General features: G+C 64.8%; 29 protein-coding genes. 14 read left to right on the top strand and 15 right to left on the bottom strand.

Features of this window, described 5'->3' with window-relative positions; all coding sequences use genetic code 11:
• Window position 1: 1 nt before the first annotated feature.
• Window positions 2-1,495, bottom strand: coding sequence for an exodeoxyribonuclease VII large subunit (gene xseA, locus V473_RS15995; protein ID WP_066607075.1), 1,494 nt, complete (start codon window positions 1,493-1,495; stop codon window positions 2-4).
• A gap of 7 nt (window positions 1,496-1,502) precedes the next feature.
• Here xseA and purD point away from each other — a divergent pair, with 7 nt between their 5' ends.
• Both purD and V473_RS15985 read left to right on the top strand, forming a co-directional pair.
• On the top strand, window positions 1,503-2,780 hold the full coding sequence (purD, locus tag V473_RS15990) for a phosphoribosylamine--glycine ligase (protein ID WP_066607545.1): 1,278 nt from the start codon (window positions 1,503-1,505) through the stop codon (window positions 2,778-2,780).
• A 71-nt stretch (window positions 2,781-2,851) separates the two neighbouring features.
• Window positions 2,852-3,418, top strand: coding sequence for a hypothetical protein (locus V473_RS15985; protein ID WP_066607072.1), 567 nt, complete (start codon window positions 2,852-2,854; stop codon window positions 3,416-3,418).
• A 35-nt stretch (window positions 3,419-3,453) separates the two neighbouring features.
• Here V473_RS15985 and V473_RS15980 read toward each other — a convergent pair whose 3' ends face one another.
• From V473_RS15980 to V473_RS15955, 6 genes are all read right to left on the bottom strand, one after another.
• Complete coding sequence (locus V473_RS15980) at window positions 3,454-4,419, bottom strand: acyltransferase family protein (protein WP_066607543.1); 966 nt, start codon at window positions 4,417-4,419, stop codon at window positions 3,454-3,456.
• A 191-nt stretch (window positions 4,420-4,610) separates the two neighbouring features.
• Complete coding sequence (locus tag V473_RS15975; RefSeq protein ID WP_066607062.1) at window positions 4,611-5,219, bottom strand: LutC/YkgG family protein; 609 nt, start codon at window positions 5,217-5,219, stop codon at window positions 4,611-4,613.
• The gene (locus tag V473_RS15970; RefSeq protein WP_066607060.1) at window positions 5,216-6,610 is read right to left on the bottom strand and encodes a lactate utilization protein B; all 1,395 of its coding nucleotides are present in this window, start codon (window positions 6,608-6,610) and stop codon (window positions 5,216-5,218) included. Before V473_RS15970 ends, V473_RS15975 begins: the two co-directional genes overlap by 4 nt.
• Complete coding sequence (locus tag V473_RS15965; protein WP_066607058.1) at window positions 6,607-7,362, bottom strand: (Fe-S)-binding protein; 756 nt, start codon at window positions 7,360-7,362, stop codon at window positions 6,607-6,609. Before V473_RS15965 ends, V473_RS15970 begins: the two co-directional genes overlap by 4 nt.
• Window positions 7,362-8,126, bottom strand: a complete 765-nt coding sequence (locus tag V473_RS15960; protein ID WP_066607056.1) for an L-rhamnose 1-dehydrogenase Lra1 — start codon at window positions 8,124-8,126, stop codon at window positions 7,362-7,364. The genes V473_RS15965 and V473_RS15960 overlap by 1 nt, the downstream gene beginning before the upstream one ends.
• 21 nt (window positions 8,127-8,147) lie before the next feature.
• On the bottom strand, window positions 8,148-8,990 hold the full coding sequence (locus tag V473_RS15955) for an IclR family transcriptional regulator (protein ID WP_066607054.1): 843 nt from the start codon (window positions 8,988-8,990) through the stop codon (window positions 8,148-8,150).
• A gap of 191 nt (window positions 8,991-9,181) precedes the next feature.
• On the opposite strand from V473_RS15955, the gene rhmD reads away from it, so the two are divergent.
• The 5 genes from rhmD (at window position 9,182) to rhaT (ending at window position 14,083) form a co-directional block, all read left to right on the top strand.
• On the top strand, window positions 9,182-10,366 hold the full coding sequence (gene rhmD, locus V473_RS15950; protein WP_148648433.1) for an L-rhamnonate dehydratase: 1,185 nt from the start codon (window positions 9,182-9,184) through the stop codon (window positions 10,364-10,366).
• Window positions 10,367-10,391: 25 nt separating this feature from the next.
• Window positions 10,392-11,249: a 2,4-didehydro-3-deoxy-L-rhamnonate hydrolase gene (locus V473_RS15945; RefSeq protein ID WP_066607049.1), complete on the top strand. Its 858-nt coding sequence runs from the start codon at window positions 10,392-10,394 to the stop codon at window positions 11,247-11,249.
• On the top strand, window positions 11,246-11,995 hold the full coding sequence (locus tag V473_RS15940) for an SDR family NAD(P)-dependent oxidoreductase (RefSeq protein WP_066607046.1): 750 nt from the start codon (window positions 11,246-11,248) through the stop codon (window positions 11,993-11,995). The genes V473_RS15945 and V473_RS15940 overlap by 4 nt, the downstream gene beginning before the upstream one ends.
• 124 nt (window positions 11,996-12,119) lie before the next feature.
• The gene (locus V473_RS15935) at window positions 12,120-13,022 is read left to right on the top strand and encodes an amidohydrolase family protein (protein ID WP_066607041.1); all 903 of its coding nucleotides are present in this window, start codon (window positions 12,120-12,122) and stop codon (window positions 13,020-13,022) included.
• Window positions 13,019-14,083, top strand: coding sequence for an L-rhamnose/proton symporter RhaT (rhaT, locus tag V473_RS15930; protein WP_066607038.1), 1,065 nt, complete (start codon window positions 13,019-13,021; stop codon window positions 14,081-14,083). Before V473_RS15935 ends, rhaT begins: the two co-directional genes overlap by 4 nt.
• A 16-nt stretch (window positions 14,084-14,099) precedes the next feature.
• On the opposite strand, the gene V473_RS15925 is transcribed toward rhaT, so the two are convergent.
• The 7 genes from V473_RS15925 to V473_RS15895 all read right to left on the bottom strand — a co-directional run bounded on the left by V473_RS15925 (window position 14,100) and on the right by V473_RS15895 (window position 20,079).
• Window positions 14,100-15,149, bottom strand: a complete 1,050-nt coding sequence (locus V473_RS15925) for a LacI family DNA-binding transcriptional regulator (RefSeq protein ID WP_066607036.1) — start codon at window positions 15,147-15,149, stop codon at window positions 14,100-14,102.
• Window positions 15,150-15,265: 116 nt separating this feature from the next.
• Entirely contained in the window at window positions 15,266-15,781 is a 516-nt protein-coding gene (pal, locus tag V473_RS15920) for a peptidoglycan-associated lipoprotein Pal (protein WP_066607025.1), read from the bottom strand.
• Window positions 15,782-16,065: 284 nt separating this feature from the next.
• Window positions 16,066-17,400, bottom strand: coding sequence for a Tol-Pal system beta propeller repeat protein TolB (gene tolB / locus V473_RS15915; RefSeq protein WP_066607019.1), 1,335 nt, complete (start codon window positions 17,398-17,400; stop codon window positions 16,066-16,068).
• Complete coding sequence (locus V473_RS15910; RefSeq protein ID WP_066607017.1) at window positions 17,397-18,425, bottom strand: cell envelope biogenesis protein TolA; 1,029 nt, start codon at window positions 18,423-18,425, stop codon at window positions 17,397-17,399. The genes tolB and V473_RS15910 overlap by 4 nt, the downstream gene beginning before the upstream one ends.
• Window positions 18,426-18,443: 18 nt before the next feature.
• Complete coding sequence (locus V473_RS15905; protein ID WP_066607014.1) at window positions 18,444-18,908, bottom strand: ExbD/TolR family protein; 465 nt, start codon at window positions 18,906-18,908, stop codon at window positions 18,444-18,446.
• Window positions 18,908-19,612, bottom strand: a complete 705-nt coding sequence (gene tolQ, locus V473_RS15900; protein ID WP_066607012.1) for a protein TolQ — start codon at window positions 19,610-19,612, stop codon at window positions 18,908-18,910. The genes V473_RS15905 and tolQ overlap by 1 nt, the downstream gene beginning before the upstream one ends.
• A complete protein-coding gene (locus V473_RS15895) occupies window positions 19,609-20,079 on the bottom strand; it encodes a YbgC/FadM family acyl-CoA thioesterase (RefSeq protein ID WP_066607011.1) in 471 nt (156 codons plus the stop codon). Before V473_RS15895 ends, tolQ begins: the two co-directional genes overlap by 4 nt.
• A gap of 178 nt (window positions 20,080-20,257) precedes the next feature.
• Here V473_RS15895 and V473_RS15890 point away from each other — a divergent pair, with 178 nt between their 5' ends.
• Window positions 20,258-21,136 carry a 3-hydroxybutyryl-CoA dehydrogenase gene (locus V473_RS15890; protein WP_066607010.1) on the top strand — a complete coding sequence of 293 codons (879 nt, stop codon included), beginning with the start codon at window positions 20,258-20,260 and terminating at the stop codon, window positions 21,134-21,136.
• 22 nt (window positions 21,137-21,158) lie between these two features.
• Here the strand turns inward: V473_RS15890 and pspF are convergent, their stop codons facing one another.
• Complete coding sequence (gene pspF / locus V473_RS15885) at window positions 21,159-22,181, bottom strand: phage shock protein operon transcriptional activator (protein ID WP_066607009.1); 1,023 nt, start codon at window positions 22,179-22,181, stop codon at window positions 21,159-21,161.
• 184 nt (window positions 22,182-22,365) lie between these two features.
• Here pspF and V473_RS24165 point away from each other — a divergent pair, with 184 nt between their 5' ends.
• The 6 genes from V473_RS24165 to V473_RS15855 all read left to right on the top strand — a co-directional run bounded on the left by V473_RS24165 (window position 22,366) and on the right by V473_RS15855 (window position 24,614).
• Window positions 22,366-22,539 (top strand): hypothetical protein, encoded by a 174-nt coding sequence (locus V473_RS24165; protein ID WP_169793949.1) that lies wholly within the window; start codon window positions 22,366-22,368, stop codon window positions 22,537-22,539.
• A gap of 85 nt (window positions 22,540-22,624) precedes the next feature.
• Window positions 22,625-23,293: a phage shock protein PspA gene (pspA, locus tag V473_RS15875; protein ID WP_066607003.1), complete on the top strand. Its 669-nt coding sequence runs from the start codon at window positions 22,625-22,627 to the stop codon at window positions 23,291-23,293.
• A gap of 4 nt (window positions 23,294-23,297) precedes the next feature.
• A complete protein-coding gene (pspB, locus tag V473_RS15870; RefSeq protein ID WP_066607002.1) occupies window positions 23,298-23,564 on the top strand; it encodes an envelope stress response membrane protein PspB in 267 nt (88 codons plus the stop codon).
• Between the two features lies 1 nt (window position 23,565).
• Complete coding sequence (gene pspC / locus V473_RS15865; RefSeq protein WP_066607000.1) at window positions 23,566-23,946, top strand: envelope stress response membrane protein PspC; 381 nt, start codon at window positions 23,566-23,568, stop codon at window positions 23,944-23,946.
• 38 nt (window positions 23,947-23,984) lie between these two features.
• Complete coding sequence (locus V473_RS15860; RefSeq protein ID WP_066606998.1) at window positions 23,985-24,275, top strand: hypothetical protein; 291 nt, start codon at window positions 23,985-23,987, stop codon at window positions 24,273-24,275.
• 27 nt (window positions 24,276-24,302) lie between these two features.
• Window positions 24,303-24,614: a hypothetical protein gene (locus tag V473_RS15855; RefSeq protein ID WP_066606995.1), complete on the top strand. Its 312-nt coding sequence runs from the start codon at window positions 24,303-24,305 to the stop codon at window positions 24,612-24,614.
• Window positions 24,615-24,638: the final 24 nt, after the last annotated feature.

Genomic DNA, 24,638 nt, shown 5'->3' with positions numbered 1-24,638 from the left:
GTCAGGAAAACAGATCCTGCTGCGGCGTTTCGTCCGCCTCGCGCGTCTTGCGCACGGGCCGCGATGAAGGGGATATAGCGACCGTCGGGCGCTTCTCAAGCGGCGGCGCATCGCCAATGGCGGCGTCCACGGTGCCATCCTTGAAATGCAGCGTCACCCGGCCCGCCGCCTGCGCCGCCGCCACCGACTGGACCAGCCGCCCCCGCGCCATCACCCGCGCATAGCCCTTTTGCAGCGGCCGGTCGGGATCGAGCGAGGCGAAATGGCGCGACACCCGGTCGAAGGCGATCGCGCGATCGGACAAAGCGCGTTGCAGATAGTCGGGGCGCAGCTTCAGCCGGTCGAGCCGTTCGCCCGCGCGCTGCACATGCTGGCGCAGCAGGGCCGGTCGCAGCGCGCCGCCCGCTTCATTGAGATGCGCGCGCGCCACCACGAGCCGGTGGCTCAGGCCGCGATTGAGCCGCGCACTGGCGTCATCCAGCCGCTGCCGCTGGGGGCTGAGCAGCATGTCGGGCGTGGGCATCAGCCGCGCCTGCATCTCCAGTCGTTCCCGCGCCTGCGCCGCGCCGCGGCGCACCGCGCGGCTCGCCCGCAGGCCCATCTCGGTCAATCCCGCCAGCAATTCCGCACGCACCGGCACCGCCATTTCGGCGGCGGCCGTGGGCGTAGGCGCGCGCCGGTCGGCGGCATAGTCGCACAGGGTCGTGTCCGTCTCATGACCCACCGCCGATATGATCGGAATCGTGCAATCGGCGACCGCGCGGACGACAATCTCCTCGTTGAAGCTCCACAGATCCTCGATCGACCCGCCGCCGCGCGCCACGATCACCAGGTCCGGGCGGGGTAGGGGGCCGCCGCCGTCCATCGCGCTGAATCCCCGCACCGCCCGCGCCACCTGCTCGGCCGCGCCCTGGCCCTGCACCAGCACTGGCCAGACCAGCACATTGGTCGGGCAACGATCGGCCAGCCGATGCAATATGTCGCGGATCACCGCGCCGGTCGGCGACGTCACGACGCCGATCGTGCGCGGCAGGAAAGGCAGCGCCTTCTTGCGTTCGACCGCGAACAACCCTTCGCCCGCGAGTCTGGCTTTGAGTTTCTCCAGCAACGCCATCAGCGCGCCTTCGCCCGCCAGTTCCATCCGCTCGATCACGATCTGATATTTGGATCGCCCCGGATAGGTGGTCAGCTTGCCGGTCGCGATCACCTCGACCCCGTCCTGCGGCGAAAAGGCCAGCCGCTGCGCCCCCCCCTTCCACATCACGCCGTCCAGCACCGCATTTTCGTCCTTCAGCGCCAGATAGAGATGCCCGGACGCCGCCCGCTTGAAGCCCGAAATCTCGCCGCGCAGCCGCACATGGCCGAACCGGTCCTCGACCGTGCGCTTGAGCAGGCCCGACAATTCGCTGACGCTGAGCGCCGCCGCGTTGTCCCCTGCGCGTTCCTCCGCTAACAGGCGGCCCGAACTGTCATAGACATCAAATTCCGGGGACATGGGCGACATGAACATCCTTTTGCTTGGCGGCGGCGGCCGCGAACATGCGCTGGCGTGGAAGCTGGCGCAATCGCCCCGGCTCGATACGCTCTACGCCGCGCCGGGCAATCCGGGCATAGCCGAGCACGCCACTTTGGTCGACCTCGACGCGACGGATCATCGCGCGACGATGGATTTTTGCATCCGCCATTCGATCGGCCTGGTGGTGATCGGGCCGGAAGCGCCGCTGGTTGATGGCCTCGCCGACAATCTGCGCACCATGGGCGTGCCGGTGTTCGGCCCCAACAAGAAAGCGGCGCAATTGGAAGGATCGAAGGGCTTCACCAAGGATCTGTGCCAGCGCGCCAACATCCCCACCGCCGCCTATGTCCGCGTCTCCAGCAAGGATGGCGCGGTCGCCGCGCTCGACGATTTCACCCTGCCAGTCGTCATCAAGGCCGACGGGCTGGCCGCGGGCAAGGGCGTCATCATCGCGCAAACCCGTGACGAAGCGATCGAAGCGCTCGACACCATGTTCTCAGGCGCATTCGGCGCAGCGGGGGAGGAAGTGGTGCTCGAAGAGTTCATGACCGGAGAGGAAGCCAGCTTCTTCGCGCTGACCGATGGCGTCGCGATCCTGCCCTTCGGATCGGCCCAGGACCATAAGCGCGTCGGCGACGGCGACACCGGCCCCAATACCGGCGGCATGGGCGCCTATAGCCCGGCCCGCGTGCTGACGCCGGAACTGGAGGCCGATGTGATCGACACGATCATCCGGCCGACCGTCGAGACGATGGCGGCGGAAGGGATGCCTTATTCGGGCGTCCTCTATGCCGGCCTGATGCTGACGACGGACGGCCCCAAGCTGATCGAATATAATGCGCGTTTCGGCGACCCTGAATGCCAGGTCTTGATGACCCGCTTTGACGGCGATCTGATCGACCTGCTGCTCGCCGTGGCGCAAGGGACGCTGGCCGATCAGGGGCCGGTCCAGTTGGCGGATCGCACCGCGCTGACCATCGTCATGGCGGCCAACGGCTATCCCGGCACGCCCGACAAGGGCGGCCCGATCGGCGGCATCGACGCGGCGCAGCAGGGCGGGGCGAAGATTTTCCACGCCGGCACCGCGGAAAAAAACGGCGCGCTGGTCGCCAATGGCGGGCGCGTCCTCAACGTCACCGCGACCGCGGATACGGTCGGCGCGGCGCAGGCGGCGGCCTATGCCGCGGTGGACGCGCTCGATTTCCCGACCGGATTCTGCCGCCGTGACATCGGCTGGCGGGAGGTCGCGCGCGAAGCGCAATAGGCCATGCTCTTGCAGCGGGCGGCAAAGCATCCTTAAATAGCGTCAGGATTTGGCAGGGGAGACGGAGCGCGATGCAGGAATTCTTCATGGACTATGGATTGTGGCTGCTGGTCGCATTGCTGGTCGTCATCGCGCTGGTCTTCCTGCTGTCGGGCAAGCGCAAGGCAGAAGAACCGGTCGAACCGTCCGTCCCCGGCGCCGCGTCCCCCCCGGCGCCCACCCCATTTGTCGATCCGATCATTGCCGCGCCGGTCGCTCCCGCGCCGGTCGTGGTGGAGCCTGTCGCGCCTGTGGAGCCGATCGCGCCGGTCGAACCTGTCGCTGAACCGATGCCCGCGCCGGAACCAGTTGCGCCGTCGCCTATTCCCGTCTCGCCCGCCATCGCGGCGGTCGGGGATGAGCATGACGACCTGCTGCGCCTCAAGGGGGTCGGTCCCAAACTCAAGACCTTGCTGATCGAACTGGGCGTCACCCGCTACGCCCAGATCGCCGCATGGGGCGATGCCGACATCGCTGCGATCGACGCGAAGCTCGGCAATTTCAAGGGCCGCCCGGTGCGCGATCAATGGGTCGATCAAGCCAAATATCTCGCCGCTGGCGACATTACCGGCTTCGAAGCCAAATATGGCAAGCTCTGACCTCATTTGAGATGAGCAAAGGCCAGCCTGTTCCGTCAGGCTGGCTGCGGCGCCGCGTCCGGCGCCGGCTGCGCCACGATGACGGCCCGCGACGGCGGTGCGCTGCCGACCAGGCGGCGGATCAGCGCGCTCGGCGCGAGCAGGCGGCTGGCGAACAGCAGGATCAGGATCGACAGCGCCAGCGTCGCCGTCGCGCGCGCGCCGCTTGCCAGCGCCACCCCCATCACCAGCGGGTGCCAGAGATAGAAGAACAGGCTGTCCCGGCCGACGCGATTGAGCGGGGCGAAGGACAGGCGCAGCGCCGACAATCTGGGCAGCAGCGCAATCAGGCCCAGGCACATCATCAGCCGCGCCGGAACATAGGCCAGCCCGTTGCCGCTGCCCTGCTGGCCCGCCCACCAGACCAAGCCCAATGCCATGACCAGCAACGCGACGCCCAGATAGCGGGTCGGCAACCCCCTTTCCGCCATCAACATGCCAAAGAAGAAATAGACCGGAAAGCGCAGGAAACGGCTGTCAGGCGACAGCAGGCTGACCCCGACCGGCCCATGATCCAGGCCGAAGCCATACATGGTCGCCAGGCTGATCGGCGCACCGATCGCCAGCAGCAGCAGCGGCGGCAAGGGAAGGAGGCGCGTCATCAGGATCAGGAAGAAGAGGACCGGCACATACCAGAGGTGGAAGGGCGGACGCAGCAGCAGGTCCAGCGGGGCGGTCCACGACACGGACCCGCCGCTCACCAGCAGATAGATGATCGACGCGACCAGCCAGGGCAGCAACATACGTTCGCCATAGCGGCCCAGCAGAACGCCAGTCTGTTCGGTGCGGGTGCGGGTGACGTTCAGTAGATAGCCCGATATGCCGATCATCAACGGCATCCGGAAACCTGCGCCGATCCACAGCGCCGGATGCTGCTGATGGGCAAGCTCCATGGCATGGCCGGCCATCACCAAAAGGATCAAGACCCCCTTGAGAAGGTCGATCGACGGATTTTTGCCCATGCTGATAAATCCCGGCCCCTCCCTATTCTGCATCCGCCGTTCTTGCAGACGCCTTAAAAAAAATGGTGAACGGATGATGTGCGGAACGGCTGTCGATGCCTTTTGGTTTTGCGTCGCTCCAGGCAGAATCGGTTCCCACTTTTTGTACGATGCTCTCCTCCCTGAATGTGGAATGAAGGTCCGATTTGCGGTCAATTCCGCAGGAGGATGACATGCAGAAAGCGCGGGCCGTGCGCGCCGCGGACATAGGCGCCTTCGATATCAGTGGTGCCAGATACGCCGGTGACCCAATAATGGGCGCGCGGTTGCGGGCCGGTCAGCGGGGCATTCTCCAGATGGGGTGCGATGTCGCGTACGGCCAGCAACACGATATGATGCAGCGCCAGGAAATTGGGCAGCATCGGTGCGGTCGGGCCGGTTTCGAAGATTAGCGACCCGGTTTCCGCGATCCCCCTGCGCGCAATGGCGAGGACGGCCGCTTCGTCGGGCGCGGCGCTGTCGTGCAGGGTGAAGCCGCCCCAGTCGCAGGCCGTCAGGCGCGGATCGGGGGGCAAGCAGAGCGTGAGCGCTTCACCCTGTCCCGCCAGATAGCGGGCGATGGCGGTGGGCAGGTCCGCCATGGACCCGACGACGTCATGGCTTGCATTGACGCTGGGCAGGGCGAGCCGGGCGAGAAATTCCGCCTCCAGCGTCGCTTCGTTCACCGCCGGACGCTCTGGCGCGACCAGCAGCGCGTCGGCCTCCGCCTGGTCGGGCGACGGTCCTTTCAGCCGGGCGAGGATGGCGTCACGGGCGCTCATGGACGGCGCGCCTTCTTATATTGCGTCATGAAGGTCTGCGCGGCGGGTCTGGGCATGTCGCGATGACGGGTCCAGCCGCCCGCGAGTGGCAGGCTTGCGATCCAACCCTTCTTCCCCAAAAGCCGCATCACCCGCACGGCGATAGTGGTGACCGGCCGATAAAGACTCGGCCGCGTCGCGATCCAGGCCCACAGGCCCAGCCCCGCGCGCATGGAGGTCGGCTCAAGTCCCTCGCGCCAACTCTTGTCGCGCCAGCCCTTGAGCAGGGTCGGTAGCGGGATGCGCACCGGGCATACTTCTTGGCATTTGCCGTTGAGGGTGCAGGCATGGATAAGGTCGCGATTGGGTGCAAGCCCATCCAGCACCGGCGTCAACACCGCGCCCATCGGTCCTGGATAGGTGCCGCCATAAGCATGGCCGCCAATCTGGCGGAAGACGACGCAATGATTCATGCACGCGCCGCAACGAATGCAGCGCAGCATCTCCGCCAGCCCTTCCTCGCGCATTTTCGTGCGCCCATTATCGACCAGCACGATATGCATCGCGTCCGGCCCGTCGCGGTCGCCCGCGCGTTTCGGCCCTGTATAGAAGGTCGTATATTGGGTCAGCGCCGCGCCGGTGGCCGATCGCGCCAGCATCCGCAGCATATGGATGGCGTGCGGCATGGACGGCACGATCTTCTCGATCCCCGCGGTCACGATATGGACGCGCGGCGGCACGAGCGACAATTCGGCATTGCCTTCATTGGTGACGGTGCAGACCGCGCCGCTATCCGCGATCAGGAAATTCGCGCCCGACATGCCGACATCCGCGCTCAGCATCTGCGTGCGCAATTCGCGCCGCGCGCTTTCGGCCATGGCGGCGATCGTCTCTTCCTGATGGGGTGAGCGATGCTTCGCCTTGAACAGCGCCGACACCTGATCGCGCGTCTTGTGCATGGCGGGCCAGATGATGTGCGACGGGCGCTCGTCGGCCAGTTGGATGATATGTTCGGCCAGGTCTGTTTCGACCCGGCCGATCCCGGCCTCGGCCAGCGCGTGGGGCAGGCCGATCTCCTCCCCCAGCATCGACTTGGACCGCGCGACGCTCTTCGCGCCCTCCGCCTTGCAGATAGCGATGACGATTGCGCAGGCCTCGTCGGCCGTCCTCGCCCAATGGACCTTGGCCCCTGCCGCGATGGCCTTGGCCTCGAACTGTTCCAGATAGGCGCCCAGATGCGCAATCACATGATCCTTGATGGCGGCGGCGCGGCTGCGGGCAGCCTCGAAATCGGGGAAGGCGTCGATGGCGATGCCCCGCTTGGCCTCGGCCGTGCCGGCGGTGCGTTCGACCGCAATCTTCAGGATCGGGTCGGCCAGCGCCGCCTCGGCGCGGTCCGTGAAGCCGCTCATGCCTCTTCCCCGATCGCCGGGCCGTCGCCCATGCCGGCGATCAGTTCGATCGCATGATAGGCGCGCACCTTGCTGCCCCGGCGGTGCAGCTTCCCCGACATGTTCATCAGGCAGCCCAGGTCGCCCGCCAGCAAAAGGTCAGCGCCCGTAGCATCGATCGCATCCGCCTTCTCACCAACGATGGCGTTGGAAATGGCGGGATATTTGACGCAGAATGCGCCGCCAAAGCCACAACATGTCTCCTCGCCGGCCAAGGGCGCGAAGGTCAGGCCGTCGATGGCCTTGAGCAACCGGCGCGGCTGCGCCTTGATCCCCAGTTCGCGCAGGCCCGAACAACTGTCATGATAGGTCGCCTTGGCGTCCAGCGTCACGCCTTTCGGTTTCCACCCGCAGACCTGATCCAGATAGGCCATGACCTCCCACGTCTTGCCCGCCACCGCCTGCGCGCGCGACAGCCAATGCGCGTCATATTCGAATATTTCGGGATAATGGCAGCGGATCGTCCCCGCGCAGGAGCCTGACGGGACGATGATCGCCTCATAGGGTTCCAGCGCCACGATCGTCTGCTTCGCCAGCGCGGCGGCATGGTCCCGGTCGCCGCTGTTGAGCGCAGGCTGGCCGCAGCAGGTCTGCCTTTCCGGCACGACCACGTCGCACCCGGCCGCTTCCAGCGCGCGGATCGCGGCAAAGCCGATGCGGGGGCGCATCAGATCGACCAGGCAGGTGACGAACAGGGCGACGGTTCGTGTCATTATTGCAGATTTACATACATGCCGCCATCGACCAGCAGCGCCGCGCCGGTGACATAGGCGGCCATGTCCGACGCCAGGAAGACAATCGGCCCGGCCAGATCGTCCGGCGCGCCAAGACGCCCCAGCGGCACGCGCTTTTCCATATATTCGCGCTTTTCGATATCGGCCAGATCATCCTTGTTGATCTCGGTCAGGATCGTGCCGGGCAGCACGCTGTTGCAGCGTATGCCATGCCTGCCCAACGCGATCGCCGTGGACTGCATCAGCGAATGGACCCCCGCTTTCGTGGGGGTGTAGTGCGTCTGAAACTCGCCGCCGACCAGCGCCGAAATGGAGGAAACCGCGACGATCGATCCGCCATGCCCCTGTTTCACCATCTGCTGCGCGGCTGCCTGCACCATGAAATAAGCGCCATGGAGGTTCACCTTGAAGGTGCGCTCGACCACATCGACCGGCATGTCGAGGAAGGCGTGGAAGGGGCAGATGCCCGCATTGCTCACCATGACGTCGACCTTGCCGAAGGCGTCGACCGCGCGCGCCACGAAATCCTGCGCGGTCTGCGGATCGGCGACGTCTCCCTTCACCGCGATGGCGCGCTGGCCCAGCGCCTCGATCTCCGCCACGCAGCTTGCGGCCGGCCCGTCGCTGTTCGCATAGTTGATCGCGACATCCGCGCCATGCTGCGCCGCGCCGATCGCGGCGGCGCGGCCGATGCCGGTCGATGCGCCGGTGATAAGGACGGTCTTGCCTTCAAGCAGCTTCATGGGGCGATTTTCCTTCGATGATTATCGCCGCGCCGGGCGGCGGGGGGATTTGACGCCGGGGGTCCAGCCCAGGTCGGCGCTGACCTTGTGCGCGGCGGCGCGGACATCCTCGCTCAGCGCCGCCATGCGGTCGTCGTCCATATATTGGGCGGCGCTCGACAGGCTGATGGCGGCGACGATCGCGCCCGACGCATCGCGGATCGGCGCGGCGACGCAGCGTATCTGGTCTTCATTCTCTTCCAGGTCGAACGCGCGACCGGCGACCACATAGCCGCGCATCCGTTCGAGCCAGCCATCATAGGCGACCGGATGGGTGCCCGCCGCCTGGTCCGCGTCGAACAGCCGACGCCAATTGCCCTCCGGGTCGTCCATCAGCAGCGCCTTGCCAAGCCCTGTCGAGGTCAAGGGATGCCGATCGCCGATACGGCTGCTGATCTCCACCCGACGGCGGCCGGGAATCTTGTCCAGATACAGCGCCTGGTCGCCGTCGAGCCGCCCCAGATGCACCACATCTTCGCTGGCGGCCGCCAGCGCCTCCAGATGCGGCCGGGCGATCTGCACCAAGTCGGCCTGCGATTGCGCCAGAAACCCCAACTGGAGCAGCTTCGGCCCTAGTTGATACCCTTCGCGCGGCAGGAAAGTCAGGAAACCGCGCTCCACCATGGCGTTGGCGAGACGATGGGTGGTCGAGCGCGTAAGCCCCATCCGTTCCGACAGGTCGGCCAGCTTGATCGGACCGTCGATCACCTGGTCGAGCAGATCCAGCCCGCGCTGCAGAGTCTGCGACCCGCCCGCCTTCGCCTTTTCCTCTCGGCCCAAATTTTCCGGCGCATCCGATTCTGTGTTTGACGTTTTCTGTCTCATCTAATAACACTCTATCCCACAAAATGAGAAAAACAAGGGTGAACTGGAGGCTGAGCATGATTCTTCCGATCGCGGCACTTCCTCCGTTAACCCCGCCCTTATTGGTGTTTTGACCATATATTGAAAGTTTTTGCCGATCGCTCCCACATATTGGGCATCGGCATGGTTCAGGGAGTGTATGCGTGCCGATCGTGACCTTGCCGAAGATCAAGCATGTCCGCGCCTTCACCGTGCGTGGGGGCGGGGCGGATTATCATGACCAGGGCGAAGGCCACTGGATCGACAATCACATCGCGACGCCGATGTCGAAATATCCCGAATATCGCCAGTCGCGCCAGAGCTTCGGGATCAACGTGCTGGGTACGCTGGTCGTGGAGATAGAGGCGGAGGACGGCACTGTTGGTTTTGCGGTGACCACCGGCGGCGAACCGGCCGCCTATATTGTCGAAAAGCATCTCGCCCGCTTCCTCGAAGGGCGCGCACCGACCGATTATGAGAAAATCTGGGACCAGATGTATTTTTCGACCCAATATTATGGGCGAAAGGGGCTGGTCATCAACGCCATTTCTGGCGTCGATCTGGCGCTGTGGGACTTGCTGGGCAAGTTGCGGCAGGAGCCGGTCTATCATCTGCTGGGCGGCGCGGTGCGCGACGAACTGATATTCTACGCCACCGGCGCGCGGCCCGACAAGGCGAAGGAATTCGGCTTTATCGGCGGCAAGATGGCGTTACATCACGGCCCGGCCGAAGGGGTCGAGGGCCTAAGCAAGAATATCGCCGAACTGGCCGACATGCGGTCAAAGGTCGGCGAGGATTTCTGGCTGATGTGGGATTGCTGGATGGCGCTTGACGTCGACTATGCGACCCGTCTCGCCATTGCCGCGCATGACCTTGGCCTAAAATGGATCGAGGAAGCGATTAGCCCCGACGATTATTGGGGCTATGCAGCGCTCAAGCGCAACGTGCCCAAGGGCATGCTGGTCACCACCGGCGAGCATGAAGCGACCCGCTGGGGCTTCCGCATGTTGCTGGAAATGGATTGCTGCGACATCATCCAGCCCGATGTCGGCTGGTGCGGGGGTGTCACCGAACTGCTCAAGATCAGCGCGCTGGCCGACGCCCATGGCAAGATGGTCGTGCCGCACGGATCGTCAGTTTACAGCTATCATTTCGTCATCACCCGCCACAATTCGCCCTTCGCCGAATTTCTGATGATGCATCCAGGGCCGACCGAAGTGGTGCCGATGTTCCATCCCCAATTGCTGGGCGAGCCGGTGCCGGAAAATGGCCGGATGAAGGTGACTGCGCTCGACAAGCCCGGCTTCGGGGTAGACCTCAACCCCGACATCGCGATGCACCGCCCCTACACCCATTGATTGCCGCAGAAGAGAGACTGATCCCATGAAATTCGTCCGTTTCGGCCAGGTTGGCCAGGAAAAGCCCGGTGTCATCGACAGCGAGGGCAACATCCGCGACCTGTCGGGCGTCGTCCCCGAACTGACCGTCGCAACGCTGGCCGCCGCCAAGGCCGCCGACATCGCCTCGCTGCCGATCGTGGACGGCGCGCCGCGCTATGGCGTCCCGGTCAAGGGCATCGGTAAAATCGTCGCAATCGGCCTCAATTATGAAGATCACGCGATCGAATCCAACCTGCCGATCCCGACCGAACCGATGATGTTCATGAAGGCGCTGTCCTCGCTCAACGGCCCCAACGACGAAGTGGTGCTGCCGAAAAATGCGACCCATGGCGACTGGGAAGTCGAACTGGGCGTGGTGATCGGCGAAACCTGCCGCTTCGTGTCCGAAGAAGACGCCCTGTCCAAGGTCGCAGGCTATACCCTGGTCAACGACGTGTCGGAACGCTTCAACCAGAAGCAGCGCGGCAGCCAGTGGAGCAAGGGCAAGGGCCATGACACTTTCTGCCCGGTCGGCCCCTGGCTGGTGACCCCGGACGAGGTCGGCGACCCGCAGGATCTGGACATGTATCTCGATCTCAATGGCCAGCGGATGCAAACCGGCAACACCCGGACGATGATCTTCAACGTCGCGCAACTCATCTCCTATGTCAGCGAATATATCACCCTCTATCCCGGCGACCTGATGATCACCGGCACCCCGCCGGGCGTGGGTGAGGGCAAGAAGCCAGACGCCATCTATCTCAAGGCCGGCGACGTCATGGAACTGGGCATCGAAAAGCTCGGCGCCCAGACGCAGCAGGTTTCGGAATGGCGTCACCTCGGCGACGTGGTGCTCGGATGAGCATTTATGCCGGCCGTTTCGCGGGCCGCAATGCGATCATCACCGGCGGCGCGTCGGGCCTGGGCAGGCAGGTCGCCGCCCGCATCGCCGCCGAAGGCGGCCAGGTGGCGCTGTGGGATCTCAATCCCGAAGCGCTCGCGGCCACCAGCGCTGAGATCGGCGCGGCCCATGTGGTGGCGCTGGACGTATCCGATTACGCCGCCGTCGCCGCCGCCGCCAAGGAAACGGCCGCCGCGCTGGGCAAGGTCGATATCCTCATCTGCTCGGCGGGCATCACTGGCGCCACAGCGACGGTGTGGGACTATCCGGTCGACAGCTTCCAGCGGGTGATCGACATCAACCTCAACGGCCTTTTCTACTGCAACCGGGAAGTCGCGCCCTTCCTGCTGGAAAATGGCTATGGCCGGATCGTCAACCTGGCGTCCGTCGCGGGCAAGGAAGGCAATCCCAACGCCAGCGCCTATTCGGCGAGCAAGGCGGGCGTGATCGGCTTCACCAAGAGCCTTGGCAAGGAACTGGCGGGCAAGGGCGTCATCGCCAACGCACTGACGCCCGCCACCTTCGAAAGCCCGATCCTGGCCCAACTGCCCCAGAGCCAGGTCGATTATATGCGCTCGAAAATCCCGATGGGCCGCCTGGGCCTGATCGAGGAGTCCGCCGCGATGGTCTGTTTCATGGCCAGCGAGGAATGCAGCTTCACCACCGCGTCCACCTTCGACACATCGGGCGGCCGCACCACCTTCTAATATGCGAAGTTGCGCGGCGCGACTGGTCCCAAGAACCAGCGCGCCGCAAAATCTCTTACTCCGCTCAGCCAACCCGTCGACGGGCTCAGGGCGAACGGACTGTATGTTTCTGGAGAGGATAGCCATGATCCCCTTTGTCGATGCCCATATCCATCTATGGGACCTGCAGCATATCCGCTACGATTGGCTGAGCGCGCCTTTCTCTGACGAAGGGCCGAATGGCAGCGTCGAACCCATCGCCCACGATTATGGCGTCGCCCACTATCGCGCCGACCTTGCCCGCTGGAATGTCGTTGGCGCGGTGCATGTCGATGCCGGCGCGGCGGCGGAGAGCGCCCTGCGCGAAACCCAATGGCTCGACGGTCTGGCGCAGATCGAAGGCCTGCCCACCGGCCTCGTCGCCTTCGCCGCTTTGCATGATCCCGATGTCGATGCCCTGCTCGCCGCGCAGGCCGCCCACCGCCGCGTCAAGGGCATCCGCCATATCGTCAACTGGCACCGCGATCCCCTGCGCACCTATGGTCCGGTCGACCTGACCGTCGATCCCCAATGGCAGGCGGGCTATGCTCTGCTCGCCAAGCACGACCTGTCCTTCGACCTGCAATGCTATCCGGGGCAGATGCCCGGCCTTGTCCCGCTGATCGCGCGCCATCCCGACATTCCCGTCATCATCAATCATATGGGGATGCCCGTCCTGACCGATCCCGATGGCTTGGCGCACTGGCGCAGGGGCATGAAGGCGCTGGCCGCGCTGCCCCATGTCGCGGTCAAGCTGTCGGGCATGGGCTTCATCCGCCGCGACTGGACCCGCGAAAATGTCGAACCGCTGGTGCGCGAAACGATCGACCTGTTCGGCGTCGACCGCTGCGCCTTCGCCAGCGACACGCCGACCGACAAGCTGTTCGCGCCGATCGACCAATATATGGACGCCTATTACGCCATCGTCGCCGATTTCCCCGAAGCCGACCGCCGCGCGCTCTTTGCGGGCAACGCCGACCGCCTTTATCGCCTGGGACTTGACCTATGACCGGAAATCCTCTGCTCGGCGTGCTGTTTCATTGGCTGGGCGGCCTGGCCTCGGCCAGCTTCTATGTCCCCTATCGCGGCGTGCGGCGCTGGAACTGGGAGATATTCTGGCTCACCGGCGGTATCTTCTCCTGGGTGATCGCACCCTGGTTCTTCGCATCGATGCAGACCAACGACCTGATGGGCGTGATGCGGCAAGTGCCGTCCTCGGTCGTCGGCTGGTGCGTCTTTTTCGGCTTCCTCTGGGGCTTTGGCGGCCTGACCTATGGCCTCACCATGCGCTATCTGGGCCTCTCGCTCGGCATGGCGGTGGTGCTGGGGCTGTGCACCGTCTTTGGCACGCTGATCCCGCCGATCGTCGATGGCAGCTTCATGACGGAGATTGCAGGCACCCTGCACGGCCGGATCGTGTTGCTGGGCCTGGCCGTCACGGTGCTGGGCATCATCGTCGTGGCCATGGCCGGCTCACGCAAGGATGCGGGGTTGTCCACCGAACAAAAGGCCGCCGCCGTCGCCGAATTTGATTTCAGAAAGGGCATCGCCGTCGCCATCTTTTCCGGCATCATGTCCTCCTGCTTCGCCTTCGGCCTGGCGGCGGGACAGCCGGTGAACGCACTCAGCCGCGCGGCAGGAACCGGCCCGCTCTGGGTGGGGCTGCCGACCCTGTGCCTCGTCATGCTCGGCGGCCTCGTCACCAATGCGCTCTGGTGCGGCTGGCTGATCGTGAAAAACAAGTCGGCGGGCCAATGGGTCGGGGCGGCGGACGCATCGGGCCAGCGCCCCGCGCTGCTGCCTAATTTCCTGCTCTGCGCGCTGGCGGGCACCGCCTGGTATTTCCAATTCTTCTTCTACACCATGGGCGAAAGCCAGATGGGCCGCTTCGGCTTCTCCAGCTGGACGCTGCACATGGCGTCCATCATCATCTTCGGGACCTGCTGGGGCTTCGCGTTTCGCGAGTGGAAGGACGCCGCCCCCGCCGTCCGCGGCATGGTGTGGAGCGGGGTCGGCCTGCTGGTCTTCGCCACCCTCATCATAGGCTATGGCAACCGCCTGGCCGTGTGACGGCCCCGGTCCGGCATCAATGCCGCGCGGGCACCGCGTCCGACTGGCGGCGGATCAGCTGATAGTCGAGCTTCACCTTGCCGATGATCCCGTCGGCGCCCTCGTCCTGACTGCGGAATCGCACCGCCAGCAGGCCGATCGCTTCGCGGCTCATGTCGCGGATCGGCTGACGGATGGTGGTCAGCGCAGGCCAGATCGCACTCGCCAGCGGCGTATCGTCAAAGCCGCAGATGCTGATTTCGGCCGGCACGTTGATGCGTCGCTGGTGCGCGACCGTGATCGCGGCGGCGGCCATATCGTCATTGCAGGCGAAGATCGCGGTCGGCCGCGCCTCCAGGCTCATCAGTCGCTCGGCCGCGTCCAGACCTGATCGATAGCTATAGTCGCCCGGCACGATCAGCTGGTCGTCATGCGCCAGCCCATGATGGAGCAGCGCATCGCGAAAGCCCTGCAACCGTCGCGCGCTCGACCGGTGGCGCACATTGCCTTCGATGAAGCCGATCCGCCGATGCCCCAGTTCGATCAGGTGGCGGGTCAGGTCATAGGCGGCATGGCGGTCGTCGGTGCCCACCACCAGCATGTCCGGCCCATCCTGGTCCGGCGCGATCGCGACGATGGCGATGTCGCGCGCGCTCAGCCCGGCGACCAGTTCCGGCCAGTCGCACAGCGGTGGCGGCAGGATCACGCCGGCGACATTGGCATGGGCGACCTGCTCGACGATTTCCTCGGCAAAGGCGCCGGGCGCGCATTGCTCGACCACCAGATGCAGGTGCCGTTGCGGCGCTTCGCCCAGCGCGCCGAGCAGCAGTTCGCCCAGATAGGCCGATGTGGTGGAGTTGCTGTGCAACAGCGCGACGCGCCGGTCGGCGCTCCCGGCCAGCGCGCGCGCCGACGCATTGGGGATATAGCCCAGCTCCTTGACCGCCAGTTCGACCGCCCGCCGCGCCTTGGCGCTGACGAGCGCCTTGCCGTTGACCGCGCGCGACGCGGTCATAACCGAAACGCCCGCGCTGGCGGCGACTTCCTTGATCGTGGGGGGCTTTTTCTTGAGGTCGCTTTTCTGCATTCCCTCTTCTCTAGCCGTTTTTACGGCCAAGGAAAATCGCGGGGATCTAAGGGCGTGTAAAAGCCCGCCGGTCCTGTCGACCGGCGGGCTTTTCAGTCATGCGAAGGCCAGGCGGATCAATATTGGATGGTGACGGTCACCGCGCGGCGATTCTGTGCCCAGCTTGCCTCGTCCGATCCCAGCGCCGCCGGCCGCTCCTTGCCATAGCTGACAGTGGTGATGCGGCCGGGCGCGATGCCCAGTGAGGCGAGATAGTTTTTCGCCGCATTGGCGCGGCGTTCGCCCAGCGCGATATTATAATCGCGGGTGCCGCGTTCGTCGGCATGGCCCTCGATCGTCACGCGCACCGACGGATTCTGCTGCAACCAGGCGGCCTGGCTCTGCAAGGTCGCCTGGTCCTCCATATCGACATCATATTGGTCCAGGCCAAAGAAGATGCGGTCCGAAGACACCGACGCGACGAAATCCTCCTGGCTGCCCTTGACCGGACCGCTGGCGCCGATCGGGCCGCTGGGCGCGGTCGTGCCACCGGTGCCGCCAGGGGCGGGGGGCAATTGGGCCGGCGGCTTTTTCGAACAGGCGGCCAGCGCGATGATGGCGGTCGCCACAACCAAGGTCCGGGACAGTTTCATGGGGGTCTCCTTCGATATTCTCTATGCCGCCCGCTAGTGGTCCGATTCTGACATTTGCTACCCTATCCGATAAGGCGTGCTCAAATGTCAGAATCTTTTCGGACCACTAGCAATCTTTTGATTTTAACGGATTTTACGATTTTGACATTTGCAGACCCATCCCAACCGTCAGGGGATGCAAATGTCAAAATCAATCCGTTAAGACAGTCATCAGGGTCCGTGATGTTCGTTACGCTGTCAAGACGACTAGGTTCCGCAATGGGCGAAAGCGCCTGAACCTAAACTTAGGGCAGCAACGGTCCCCAGGCCGGGTCGGATCCGCTCAGCGGCGTCGGAATCCGCCGTTCGTTCACCCCGGTCAGGTCGACCTGCCACACCTGGCTGCTGCCCTGCTTGCCCGGCGTCGTGCGGAAAAATTGCAGCACGCGGCCATTGGGCGACCAGGTCGGCTGCTCGTCCTGCCAGCCATTGGTCAGGATGCGCTCATTGTCGCCACTGGGCGTCATCACCGCGACCTTGAAGTCGCCCGACAGCTTGGTAAAGGCGATCAGGTCGCCGCGCGGCGACCATTCGGGCGTCGCATAGCGGCCGCCGCCATGGCTGATCCGCCGCTGGTTGGACCCGTCGGCGTTCATGACATAGATTTGCTGGCCGCCCGACCGGTCGCTTTCGAACACGATCTGGCTGCCGTCGGGCGAATAGCTGCCGCCCACGTCGATGCCGGGCGAATTGGTCAGGCGCACCGGCGTGCCGCCATTGGCCGACACGCGATAAATGTCGGTATTGCCTGCTACCGCCATCGAGAAAAGGATGTTGCGGCCATCGGGCGACCAGCGCGGCGCGAAGGTCGCGTTGCTGCTTTCGGTCACCAGCTTCTGCTGCCCCGCGCCGATGTCGTAGATATAGAGGCGCACCCGGCTGCCCAGATAGCTGACATAGAGGATCGATTTATAATCGGGCGAAAAGCGCGGCGTCAGCGCCATCGACTGGCCGTTGGTGATGAAACGGTGGTTCGCCCCGTCCGAATCCATGATCGCCAGCCGCTTGACTCGCGCCCCCTTGGGACCGCTCTCGGCGATATAGGCGATGCGGCTGTCGAAGAAGGGGCTTTCGCCCGACAGGCGGGCATAGATGGCGTCGGCGCATTTATGCGCGGCCCGCCGCCAGTCGCGCGGCGCGACGACATAGCCCTGCCGCGTCAGTTCCTGCTTCAGCGCCACGTCGTAGAGGTAGCAGCCCACGGTGATGTCGGCCTCGCCCCCGGTCGTGCGCACGAACCCCTGGACCAGCGCCTGATAGGCGTTCCATTTTTCATAGACCGGGTTGGTGACTTCAGGGAAGGCGACCGCCGGCATCCCGCCAGGCCCGGACGGATCGAACAGGCCGGAGCCTTTCAGGTCGGACGCGATCACCTCGGCCACCTTGCGGCCCAGTTCGCTGGCGGTGCCGGCCGGCGTCGCCACATCCTGCTGCGCGGGCATGGAGGGGACGGCGACCTTGACGTTGCTGTCGACTTCGCCGGTCACATCAACCGACAATTGCGCCATCGCGGGCGCGGACAGGATGGCGGCAAGCGCGACGGTCGCCAGAGAGATGCGGCGAAGGAAGGTGGTCTTCATCGGTTCAGCCTCGCGTCAAAGCGGAGTGGCCGGAGCCATTTCCATTGGTCATAATATTCAGGCGGTAAATTCCGGAAGGGGGCGGCGAGTTTCACCGCCTGGATCGCGCGCTCCGCATGTAGCTTCGCCTGTGGCCGGTTGCTGGCGGTGACGCCGGTCTGGTCGATCACTTCGGGCGCGCCGATCAGCGCGCCGCTCTTGTCGAGCCGCACTTCCAGCAAGGTCACGAGTTGGTCCGCATCCGCGCCCGATGGCGGCCGCCAATGTGGCTTGAGCTGGCGACGAATTTCGGCGTCCAGCGCGGCCTTCTGCTGCGGCCCCATGGCGGCGGCGGGCGGCGGCGCGGGTGTGCGCGGCGCATCGTCCTTGGCGTCGATCCCTTTCAGGAAATCCTTGCCCAGCAGCGACCCCTTGGGCCTGTCCGCCTTGCCCGCGCCGGATGCGCGCGCAGCCGCATCGGCCTTGGCCTTCGCATCGCTCTTGGCTTTAGCGTCGCTTTTCGCCTTGGCGTCGGCCTTGGCTTTCGCATCCGCCTTGGCTTTGGCGTCACTCTTTGCCTTGGCGTCGCTCCTGGACGGCACGGCCGCCGCGGCCTTTGGCTTTTCAGGCGCAGGCTTGGCCTTGGGCGGCGTCTTGGCCACATCCTTCTTCGGCGGTGCCGGCTTGGGCTTGGCCGGGGCTTCCTTCACGACCGGCTTTGGCGGCGTCGGCTTGGGAACCGGCTTCGGCTCCGCCTTGGGCGGCGTCGGCGCGGGCGTCGGCTCCGGTGCGGGAGCAGGCGCCGGGGCAGGCTTGGCGTCCTCCGTCGGTCCTTCCTCCGGCGCGACGCTGGGCGGCGGCGGCCGGGTCGACACCTGCGGCGCGGTCGATTGCAGCGCCACTTCGTCCACCAGGCTCACGTCCATCGGCGGCGACTTCAGCTTCAACGGATTGGGGGTGGCCAGGAATCCGGCCGACAGCAGTCCGAACAGCAGGACATGTCCCGCCGTCGCGACGCCAAGGCCGATCTTTTCCGCGCGCTCCATATGGCTGACCTATGGCCCCTATTCTGAACCGTCGCTGACATCAGCGGCGTCCGACCCGGTGCTGACCAGCGATACTTTGTTCAGGCCCGCGCGATTAAGCTCGCCCATGACCCGCATCACCCGGCCATAGTCGAGCGCGGTGTCGGCGCGCAGGAAGATTTGCGGCGGCTCCGGCTGACCCGCATGGGCGGACGCTATTTCCGCAAACCGATCGGGCAGGTCGGCATCGCTGATCTGCACGTCATCGATGAACAGCCCGCCGTCGCGGTCGATCGACAGGATCGTCGGCTTGGCGTCTGCGTCCAGCCCCTTGGCCCGTGTTTCCGGCAGGTTCACCGGCACGCCCGTCACCAGCAGCGGCGCGGTCACCATGAAGATGATGAGCAGCACCAGCATGACGTCGACCAGCGGAGTAACATTGATGTCCGCCATCGGCGCGCGCCCGCGCCCGCGCCGGGCGGAGGGAGGACCGGACATAGCCATCAGCGTTGGGCCTCCAACTCACGGCTCAGCGTGGAATAAAAGCTGTCGGCAAAGCGGGTCAAGCCCGCTTCCAGCCGGTTGATGCCATGGCTGAACCGGTTGTAGGCGATCAGCGCCGGGATCGCCGCGAACAGGCCGATGGCGGTGGCGAACAGCGCCTCGGCGATGCCCGGCGCGACGACGGCGAGCGAACTATTCTGCTCGGCCGCGATCGACGTGAAGGCGCGCATGATGCCCCACACCGTGCCGAACAGGCCGATGAAGGGCGCGGCCGACGCGACCGTCGCCAATATGTTGAGCCGATCGGACAGGCGATCGACCTCGGACGCGATGACGCTCGACATCGACGTGCCCAGCCGGTCGCGCGTGCCGTCGCGGTCGATCACTTTCTGCGCGGTCGATCGGCGCCATTCGGTGACGCCAGCCGCCATCACCTTGGCGGCGGGAAATTCCGCCTTGCCGCGGGCCTCATAAAAGCGGTCGATATCCTCCGCCTTCCAGAAATCGGCCTCGAATTTCCGGCTTTCCTTGCTCGCCTTGCGCAGGCTGACGCTGAAGCTGATGATGATTGCCCAGGTCCAGATGCTGGCCAGCAACAGGCCCAGCATCACGCCCTTCACGACGATGTCGGCCTGCAGGAACAGGGCGAGCGGGGATATGGTCGCGGCGTCGGTGATGGCGCCGGCAGGCAGGTTGAGGGTCATGGGTGAATGTCTTCCCCTTGGCAAAGGCGGGTGAAAATGGCGGTCCAGGCTTTGGGTTGGCGCTGCGGCCGGCCCTGGGGCGTCAGCCATGCGACGGTGATGGCGGCGTCCGTCAACTCTTCTTGACCCCGCATGACTCTCTGATGAATGGCGCAGCTCGCCGCGCGCACATCGGTGACGCGGCTCGCCACCATCAGGTCGTCGTCCAGCCGCGCCGGGCGGCGATAGCGAATGGCAAGGTCGGTGACGGCATAGACGCCCGCGCCCCCTTCATGATTGGCGCGCTGGTCGATCCCGGCGATGCGCAGCATGTCGGACCGGGCGCGCTCCATATAGCGCAGATAATTGGCGTGATAGACCAGCCCCGACAGGTCGGTATCCTCGAAATAGACGCGCAGCGGGAAATGATGCACGGCGGCAAGGAAGCGTCCGGTCGCCGGCGCGGGCATCAGGTCTGAAACGGACATCGCGCGCTTTTAACCATGGCGCAGCGCCCACGCAAAGCCGGAAATGGCGGATGAACCCGCAATCCGTCCGACAGCCGCGCGCGATCCATCGCCTGTCCGATGGATGGGTGCCCGATACTGGTCGTCGGCCCTGCGCCCCGCTAAGGGATAAGCGACGATTCATGAGGGAGAGCAAGGCATGACGGATATTCGGACGGTCGGCGTGATTGGCGCGGGACAGATGGGCGCGGGCATCGCGCAGGTCGCGGCGCAGGCGGGCTATGACGTCATATTGTCGGACATCGACCTGCCCCGCGCGGAAAAGGGGCTGGCGGGCATCGCCAAGCTGCTGGCCAAGGCGGTGGACAAGGAAAAGATCCGCCAGGCCGACGCCGACGCCGCGCTCGCGCGGATCACGCCCGTCGGCGACATCGCCCCGCTGGCCGACGCCCAACTGGTGATCGAGGCCGCGACTGAGCGCGAAGAGGTGAAGCGCGCCATCTTCGCCAATGTCGGCAAGATATTGGCCGCCGACGCGATCCTGGCCACCAACACATCCTCGATTCCGATCACCCGGCTGGCGCAGGCCGCGCCCGATGCGGGCCGCTTTGTGGGCGTCCATTTCTTCAACCCCGTACCGGTGATGGTGCTCGTGGAGGTCATTCGGGGCCTTGCCACCACGCCCGAAACCGTCGCTGCGGTGGAAGGCTTCGCCGCAAAGATCGGCAAGACTACGGTCCACGCCTTCGACGCGCCGGGCTTTGTGGTCAACCGCATCCTGCTGCCGATGCTGAACGAGGCGGTGTTCGTGCTGGGCGAGGGCGTGGGCAGCGTCACCGACATCGACCAGGGCTGCAAGCTCGGCCTCAATCATCCGATGGGGCCGCTGACCTTGCTGGACTTCGTCGGCCTGGATACCGCGCTGGAAATCCTCAACGTCTTCCTCAGCACCACCGGCGACCCCAAATATCGCCCGGCGCCTTTGCTGGTCAAATATGTCGAAGCGGGCTGGTATGGCCGCAAGACCGGCAAGGGCTTTTACGATTATAGCGGCGCGGAGCCGGTGCCGACGCGCTGATTGCCCATCGAGCGTGGGCTGTTCAGCCCGCGCTCAACCCATGTTTCTTCATGCAATGGCGCAACTGGTCGTAGGTCAGGCCCAGCCCCTTGGCAGTCGCGCGCTGGTTGTACCGAAATCGCTCCAGCGCGGCGCGGATGATCGCCGCCTCGTGCCCGTCCACGGCGGCGCGCAGGTCGCTGATTTCTTCATAGGTCATGGTGGGTGCTGACGGTGCGGCAGGGGCATCACACGGCGCCGCATCCGCCCGCTTCATCATCGACTTGGGCTTCCAGGGCGAGGCGAAGGGGTCGAAGGTGATGCGGCTGATCGGCCGCCCCGGCTCGTTCCAGCGATAGACCGCGCGTTCGACCACATTGCGCAGCTCGCGCACATTGCCCGGCCAGCCATGGCCCTCCAGTTCCGCTGCGCAGGCCGCCGTGAAACCGGGCCATTGCGGCCAGTCGCGCTCCGCCGCCATGCGTCGGCCGAAATGATCGGCCAGAACGCTGATATCGCCTTCGCGCGCGCGCAGCGGGGGCAGGGTGATGACCTCGAAACTCAGCCGGTCGAGCAGGTCCGGGCGAAACCGTCCGGCGTCGGCGGCGGCGGGCAGATCCTCATTGGTCGCCGCGACGATGCGGACGTCCACGGTCAACGGCTTCGACGCGCCAATCCGCGTCACCTCGCCATACTCCACCACGCGCAACAACCGTTCCTGCGCCGCCATCGACAATGTGCCCAATTCGTCCAGAAACAACGTGCCGCCATCGGCATCCTCGAACCGGCCCGGCCGCGCCTTGGTCGCGCCGGTGAAGGCGCCCTGTTCATGGCCGAACAATTCCGCCTCGATCAGCGTTTCGGGCAGGGCGGCGCAATTCATCGTGATCAGCGGCTCGCCCCAGCGTGGCGACAGGTGATGCAGCCGTTCGGCGATCAACTCCTTGCCGGTGCCGCGTTCGCCGATCACCAGCACCGGCCGGTTCAACTCGGCCGCCCGGCCGGCTTGCTCCACCGCGTCGAGAAAGACCGAGGACTGGCCGATAAATTGCGTATTTTTCTCCATATGCCAACTTATGGTGAAATTTCCCACTCCTTGGCAAGCGGCATGTTGGCGCACCCCCTGCGAAGACCTCAAAAAATGGCAGAAAATCGGGTATTTTTCGAAACTGGCACGACCTCTGCAATGCTCAGGGCAATCCGCAAATAATCGCGGAACCTATGAAGGCCAAGTTTCAGGGAGTATGACGATGACCAACCAGAGCAACAGTGTTCGCGAAATCAGCCAGCTGATGTCGGCCGCCATCGCCGCCCTGCTGTTCGGATCGACCATGATCCTTTCGGCGGTCGGCCCGGCCCGCGCCAGCGAAGCCCCGATCCTTGCGACGCACGATACCCCCGCGGCCTTGCGCTACCTCGCATAAGGCGCAAGCCCCGGCCGGGGCGGGAGTGCCCCCTCTCGCCCGCCCCGGCCCCCAACAAGACGATAAGACCAGGAGTGACGTTCAAATGGGTATTTTCTCCCGCACCCGCGACATCATCGCCGCCAATGTGACCGACCTGCTTGACAAGGCGGAAGACCCCGCGAAGATGATCCGCATGATCATCCTCGAAATGGAGGAAACCCTTGTCGAAGTGCGCGCGTCCGCCGCCCGCACCATCGCCGACCAGAAGGAAATGCGCCGCCACATCGCCAAGCTGACCGCTCTGCAGGACAGCTGGACCGAAAAGGCGCAGCTCGCACTGTCCAAGGATCGCGAAGATCTGGCCAAGGCCGCGCTGGTGGAACGCCAGAAGGCGACCGACATGGCGGATCATCTGAGCCATGAAATCGCGACGCTCGACGACGCGCTCAAGGCGTCGGAAGAGGATATCGCCAAGCTGCAGGGCAAGCTGCGCGAAGCCCGCGCTCGCCAGAACAGTCTGGTCACCCGGATGCAGAGCGCGGAAAACCGCCTGCGCGTGCGCGAAGCCTATGCTGGCGAGAAGGTCAACGACGCCTTTGCCCGCTTCGACATGCTCGAACGCCGCGTGGACATGGCCGAAGGCCGCGCCGACGCCGCGACGCTGGGCGGCGCGCCCAAGACGCTGGAGGAGGAGATTGCGGAATTGAAGTCGGCCGACAAGGTCGATGCCGATCTCGCCGCGCTCAAGGCCTCGATGAACAAGGGGAGCTGATCCGATGGAGGACGTATTTCTGCCCATCATGATCTGCGCCATGCTGTTCATCGGGATGCCTTGGCTGATTTTCCACTATGTCACCAAATGGAAGCAGGCGCCCAAGATCACCGACGAGGATGAGAAGCTGCTGGACGAACTCCATCTTCTCGCCCGCCGTCTGGAAGAAAGGCTCCAGACGGTCGAACGGATCGTCGCCGCTGACAACCCCGATTTCCGCCCGCAACGCCCGTCCACCGATGACGGCTTCGATTTCGACCGGAGGAACTGAAATGACCGCCCGCCGCACTAAATTCTATCTCGACAAGGCCAATGGCAAATGGCTGGGCGTCTGTTCCGGCATCGCCGATTATAGTGGCATTGATGTCCTGTGGGTCCGCGTGGGCGCGGTGCTCATCACCCTGATGGGAGCCTTCCCCTGGACGCTAATCGCCTATTTCGTCATCGCATATTTCGCTGAAAACAAGCCGCTGGGCCTCTATGCGGACCGCGACGACGAGAAATTCTGGCAGGGGGTGCGGACCAACCCGACCCGCTCCACCCGCGACGTCCGGTCCAAGTTCCGCGACATCGATCGCCGCCTGGCCGACATCGAAATCTATTATACAAGCCGCAACACCCGACTGGCCGATGAGATCGACAGCCTGCGCTGAAAGCGCGCGTCGGGGCAGCATAACGGGGAGACGCCATCATGCAATTTAGTGGACCCTATTTCGTCCTCGCCATCATCGCCATGTCGACGCTTGGCTGGATGTTCACCACCTGGGTCCGTGCCCGCCACGGCTATCCGGTGGAAAATGAGTGGACGGGCACCGTTCATCGAAGCGATCCCGACGCCGGTCGAAAAATCGACCTTCTTTCCAACGAAAACGAAAAGCTGGTGGGCCGCATCAGCCGCCTCGAAGACCGTATCGCCGTGCTGGAAAGGATCGTCACCGATCCCGCCGCCCGCACTGCGCGCGAAATCGACGCGCTGCGCTGACACCGGCGAGCCAAGGGGAGTATCATCATGTTTCCATTCGAAGCCTTTGCCCCGGTGGCGGTCATCGTCGGATCGCTGGCGGTCGGCGGCTGGATCTTCACCACCTGGCTGCGCGTGAAAAATGGTTATCCGCTGGAAAATAGCTGGGGCAAGCCCGTCTATCCGCAGAAGAATGAGGAAATGGTCGAGCGCATCAAGCTGCTGAGCCAGGAAAATGCCCAGCTTCGCGCCGAGATCGGATCGATGAAGGACCGGCTCGCCGTGGTCGAGCGGATCGTCACCGACGACAGCCACCAACTCAATCGCGAGATCGAACAACTGCGCGGCCCGGCCAACTAAGGCCGAAAGAGACCAGCGCCATCA

This window comes from Sphingobium cupriresistens LL01, assembly GCF_001046645.1.
Classification (GTDB): Bacteria; Pseudomonadota; Alphaproteobacteria; order Sphingomonadales; family Sphingomonadaceae; genus Sphingobium; species Sphingobium cupriresistens.
The sequence above is the reverse complement of the archived record's forward strand: the minus strand, read 5'-3'. Positions and strand labels throughout refer to the sequence as shown.

Bases quoted from the DNA above. Each gene is read 5' to 3' on its own strand.
- V473_RS15905 (WP_066607014.1), bottom strand. From the start codon at position 18,908: ATGGCTATGTCCGGTCCTCCCTCCGCCCGGCGCGGGCGCGGGCGCGCG.
- V473_RS15985 (WP_066607072.1), top strand. From the start codon at position 2,852: ATGCAGGAATTCTTCATGGACTATGGATTGTGGCTGCTGGTCGCATTG.
- tolQ (WP_066607012.1), bottom strand. From the start codon at position 19,612: ATGACCCTCAACCTGCCTGCCGGCGCCATCACCGACGCCGCGACCATA.
- V473_RS15855 (WP_066606995.1), top strand. From the start codon at position 24,303: ATGTTTCCATTCGAAGCCTTTGCCCCGGTGGCGGTCATCGTCGGATCG.
- V473_RS15940 (WP_066607046.1), top strand. From the start codon at position 11,246: ATGAGCATTTATGCCGGCCGTTTCGCGGGCCGCAATGCGATCATCACC.
- V473_RS15860 (WP_066606998.1), top strand. From the start codon at position 23,985: ATGCAATTTAGTGGACCCTATTTCGTCCTCGCCATCATCGCCATGTCG.
- tolB (WP_066607019.1), bottom strand. From the start codon at position 17,400: ATGAAGACCACCTTCCTTCGCCGCATCTCTCTGGCGACCGTCGCGCTT.
- V473_RS15970 (WP_066607060.1), bottom strand. From the start codon at position 6,610: ATGAGCGGCTTCACGGACCGCGCCGAGGCGGCGCTGGCCGACCCGATC.
- purD (WP_066607545.1), top strand. From the start codon at position 1,503: ATGAACATCCTTTTGCTTGGCGGCGGCGGCCGCGAACATGCGCTGGCG.
- V473_RS15890 (WP_066607010.1), top strand. From the start codon at position 20,258: ATGACGGATATTCGGACGGTCGGCGTGATTGGCGCGGGACAGATGGGC.
- V473_RS15910 (WP_066607017.1), bottom strand. From the start codon at position 18,425: ATGGAGCGCGCGGAAAAGATCGGCCTTGGCGTCGCGACGGCGGGACAT.
- V473_RS15965 (WP_066607058.1), bottom strand. From the start codon at position 7,362: ATGACACGAACCGTCGCCCTGTTCGTCACCTGCCTGGTCGATCTGATG.
- V473_RS15960 (WP_066607056.1), bottom strand. From the start codon at position 8,126: ATGAAGCTGCTTGAAGGCAAGACCGTCCTTATCACCGGCGCATCGACC.
- xseA (WP_066607075.1), bottom strand. From the start codon at position 1,495: ATGTCCCCGGAATTTGATGTCTATGACAGTTCGGGCCGCCTGTTAGCG.
- pspB (WP_066607002.1), top strand. From the start codon at position 23,298: ATGGAGGACGTATTTCTGCCCATCATGATCTGCGCCATGCTGTTCATC.
- rhaT (WP_066607038.1), top strand. From the start codon at position 13,019: ATGACCGGAAATCCTCTGCTCGGCGTGCTGTTTCATTGGCTGGGCGGC.
- V473_RS15935 (WP_066607041.1), top strand. From the start codon at position 12,120: ATGATCCCCTTTGTCGATGCCCATATCCATCTATGGGACCTGCAGCAT.
- V473_RS24165 (WP_169793949.1), top strand. From the start codon at position 22,366: ATGACCAACCAGAGCAACAGTGTTCGCGAAATCAGCCAGCTGATGTCG.
- pspF (WP_066607009.1), bottom strand. From the start codon at position 22,181: ATGGAGAAAAATACGCAATTTATCGGCCAGTCCTCGGTCTTTCTCGAC.
- V473_RS15945 (WP_066607049.1), top strand. From the start codon at position 10,392: ATGAAATTCGTCCGTTTCGGCCAGGTTGGCCAGGAAAAGCCCGGTGTC.
- V473_RS15975 (WP_066607062.1), bottom strand. From the start codon at position 5,219: ATGAGCGCCCGTGACGCCATCCTCGCCCGGCTGAAAGGACCGTCGCCC.
- pspA (WP_066607003.1), top strand. From the start codon at position 22,625: ATGGGTATTTTCTCCCGCACCCGCGACATCATCGCCGCCAATGTGACC.
- V473_RS15955 (WP_066607054.1), bottom strand. From the start codon at position 8,990: ATGAGACAGAAAACGTCAAACACAGAATCGGATGCGCCGGAAAATTTG.
- V473_RS15925 (WP_066607036.1), bottom strand. From the start codon at position 15,149: ATGCAGAAAAGCGACCTCAAGAAAAAGCCCCCCACGATCAAGGAAGTC.
- V473_RS15895 (WP_066607011.1), bottom strand. From the start codon at position 20,079: ATGTCCGTTTCAGACCTGATGCCCGCGCCGGCGACCGGACGCTTCCTT.
- pal (WP_066607025.1), bottom strand. From the start codon at position 15,781: ATGAAACTGTCCCGGACCTTGGTTGTGGCGACCGCCATCATCGCGCTG.
- V473_RS15980 (WP_066607543.1), bottom strand. From the start codon at position 4,419: ATGGGCAAAAATCCGTCGATCGACCTTCTCAAGGGGGTCTTGATCCTT.
- pspC (WP_066607000.1), top strand. From the start codon at position 23,566: ATGACCGCCCGCCGCACTAAATTCTATCTCGACAAGGCCAATGGCAAA.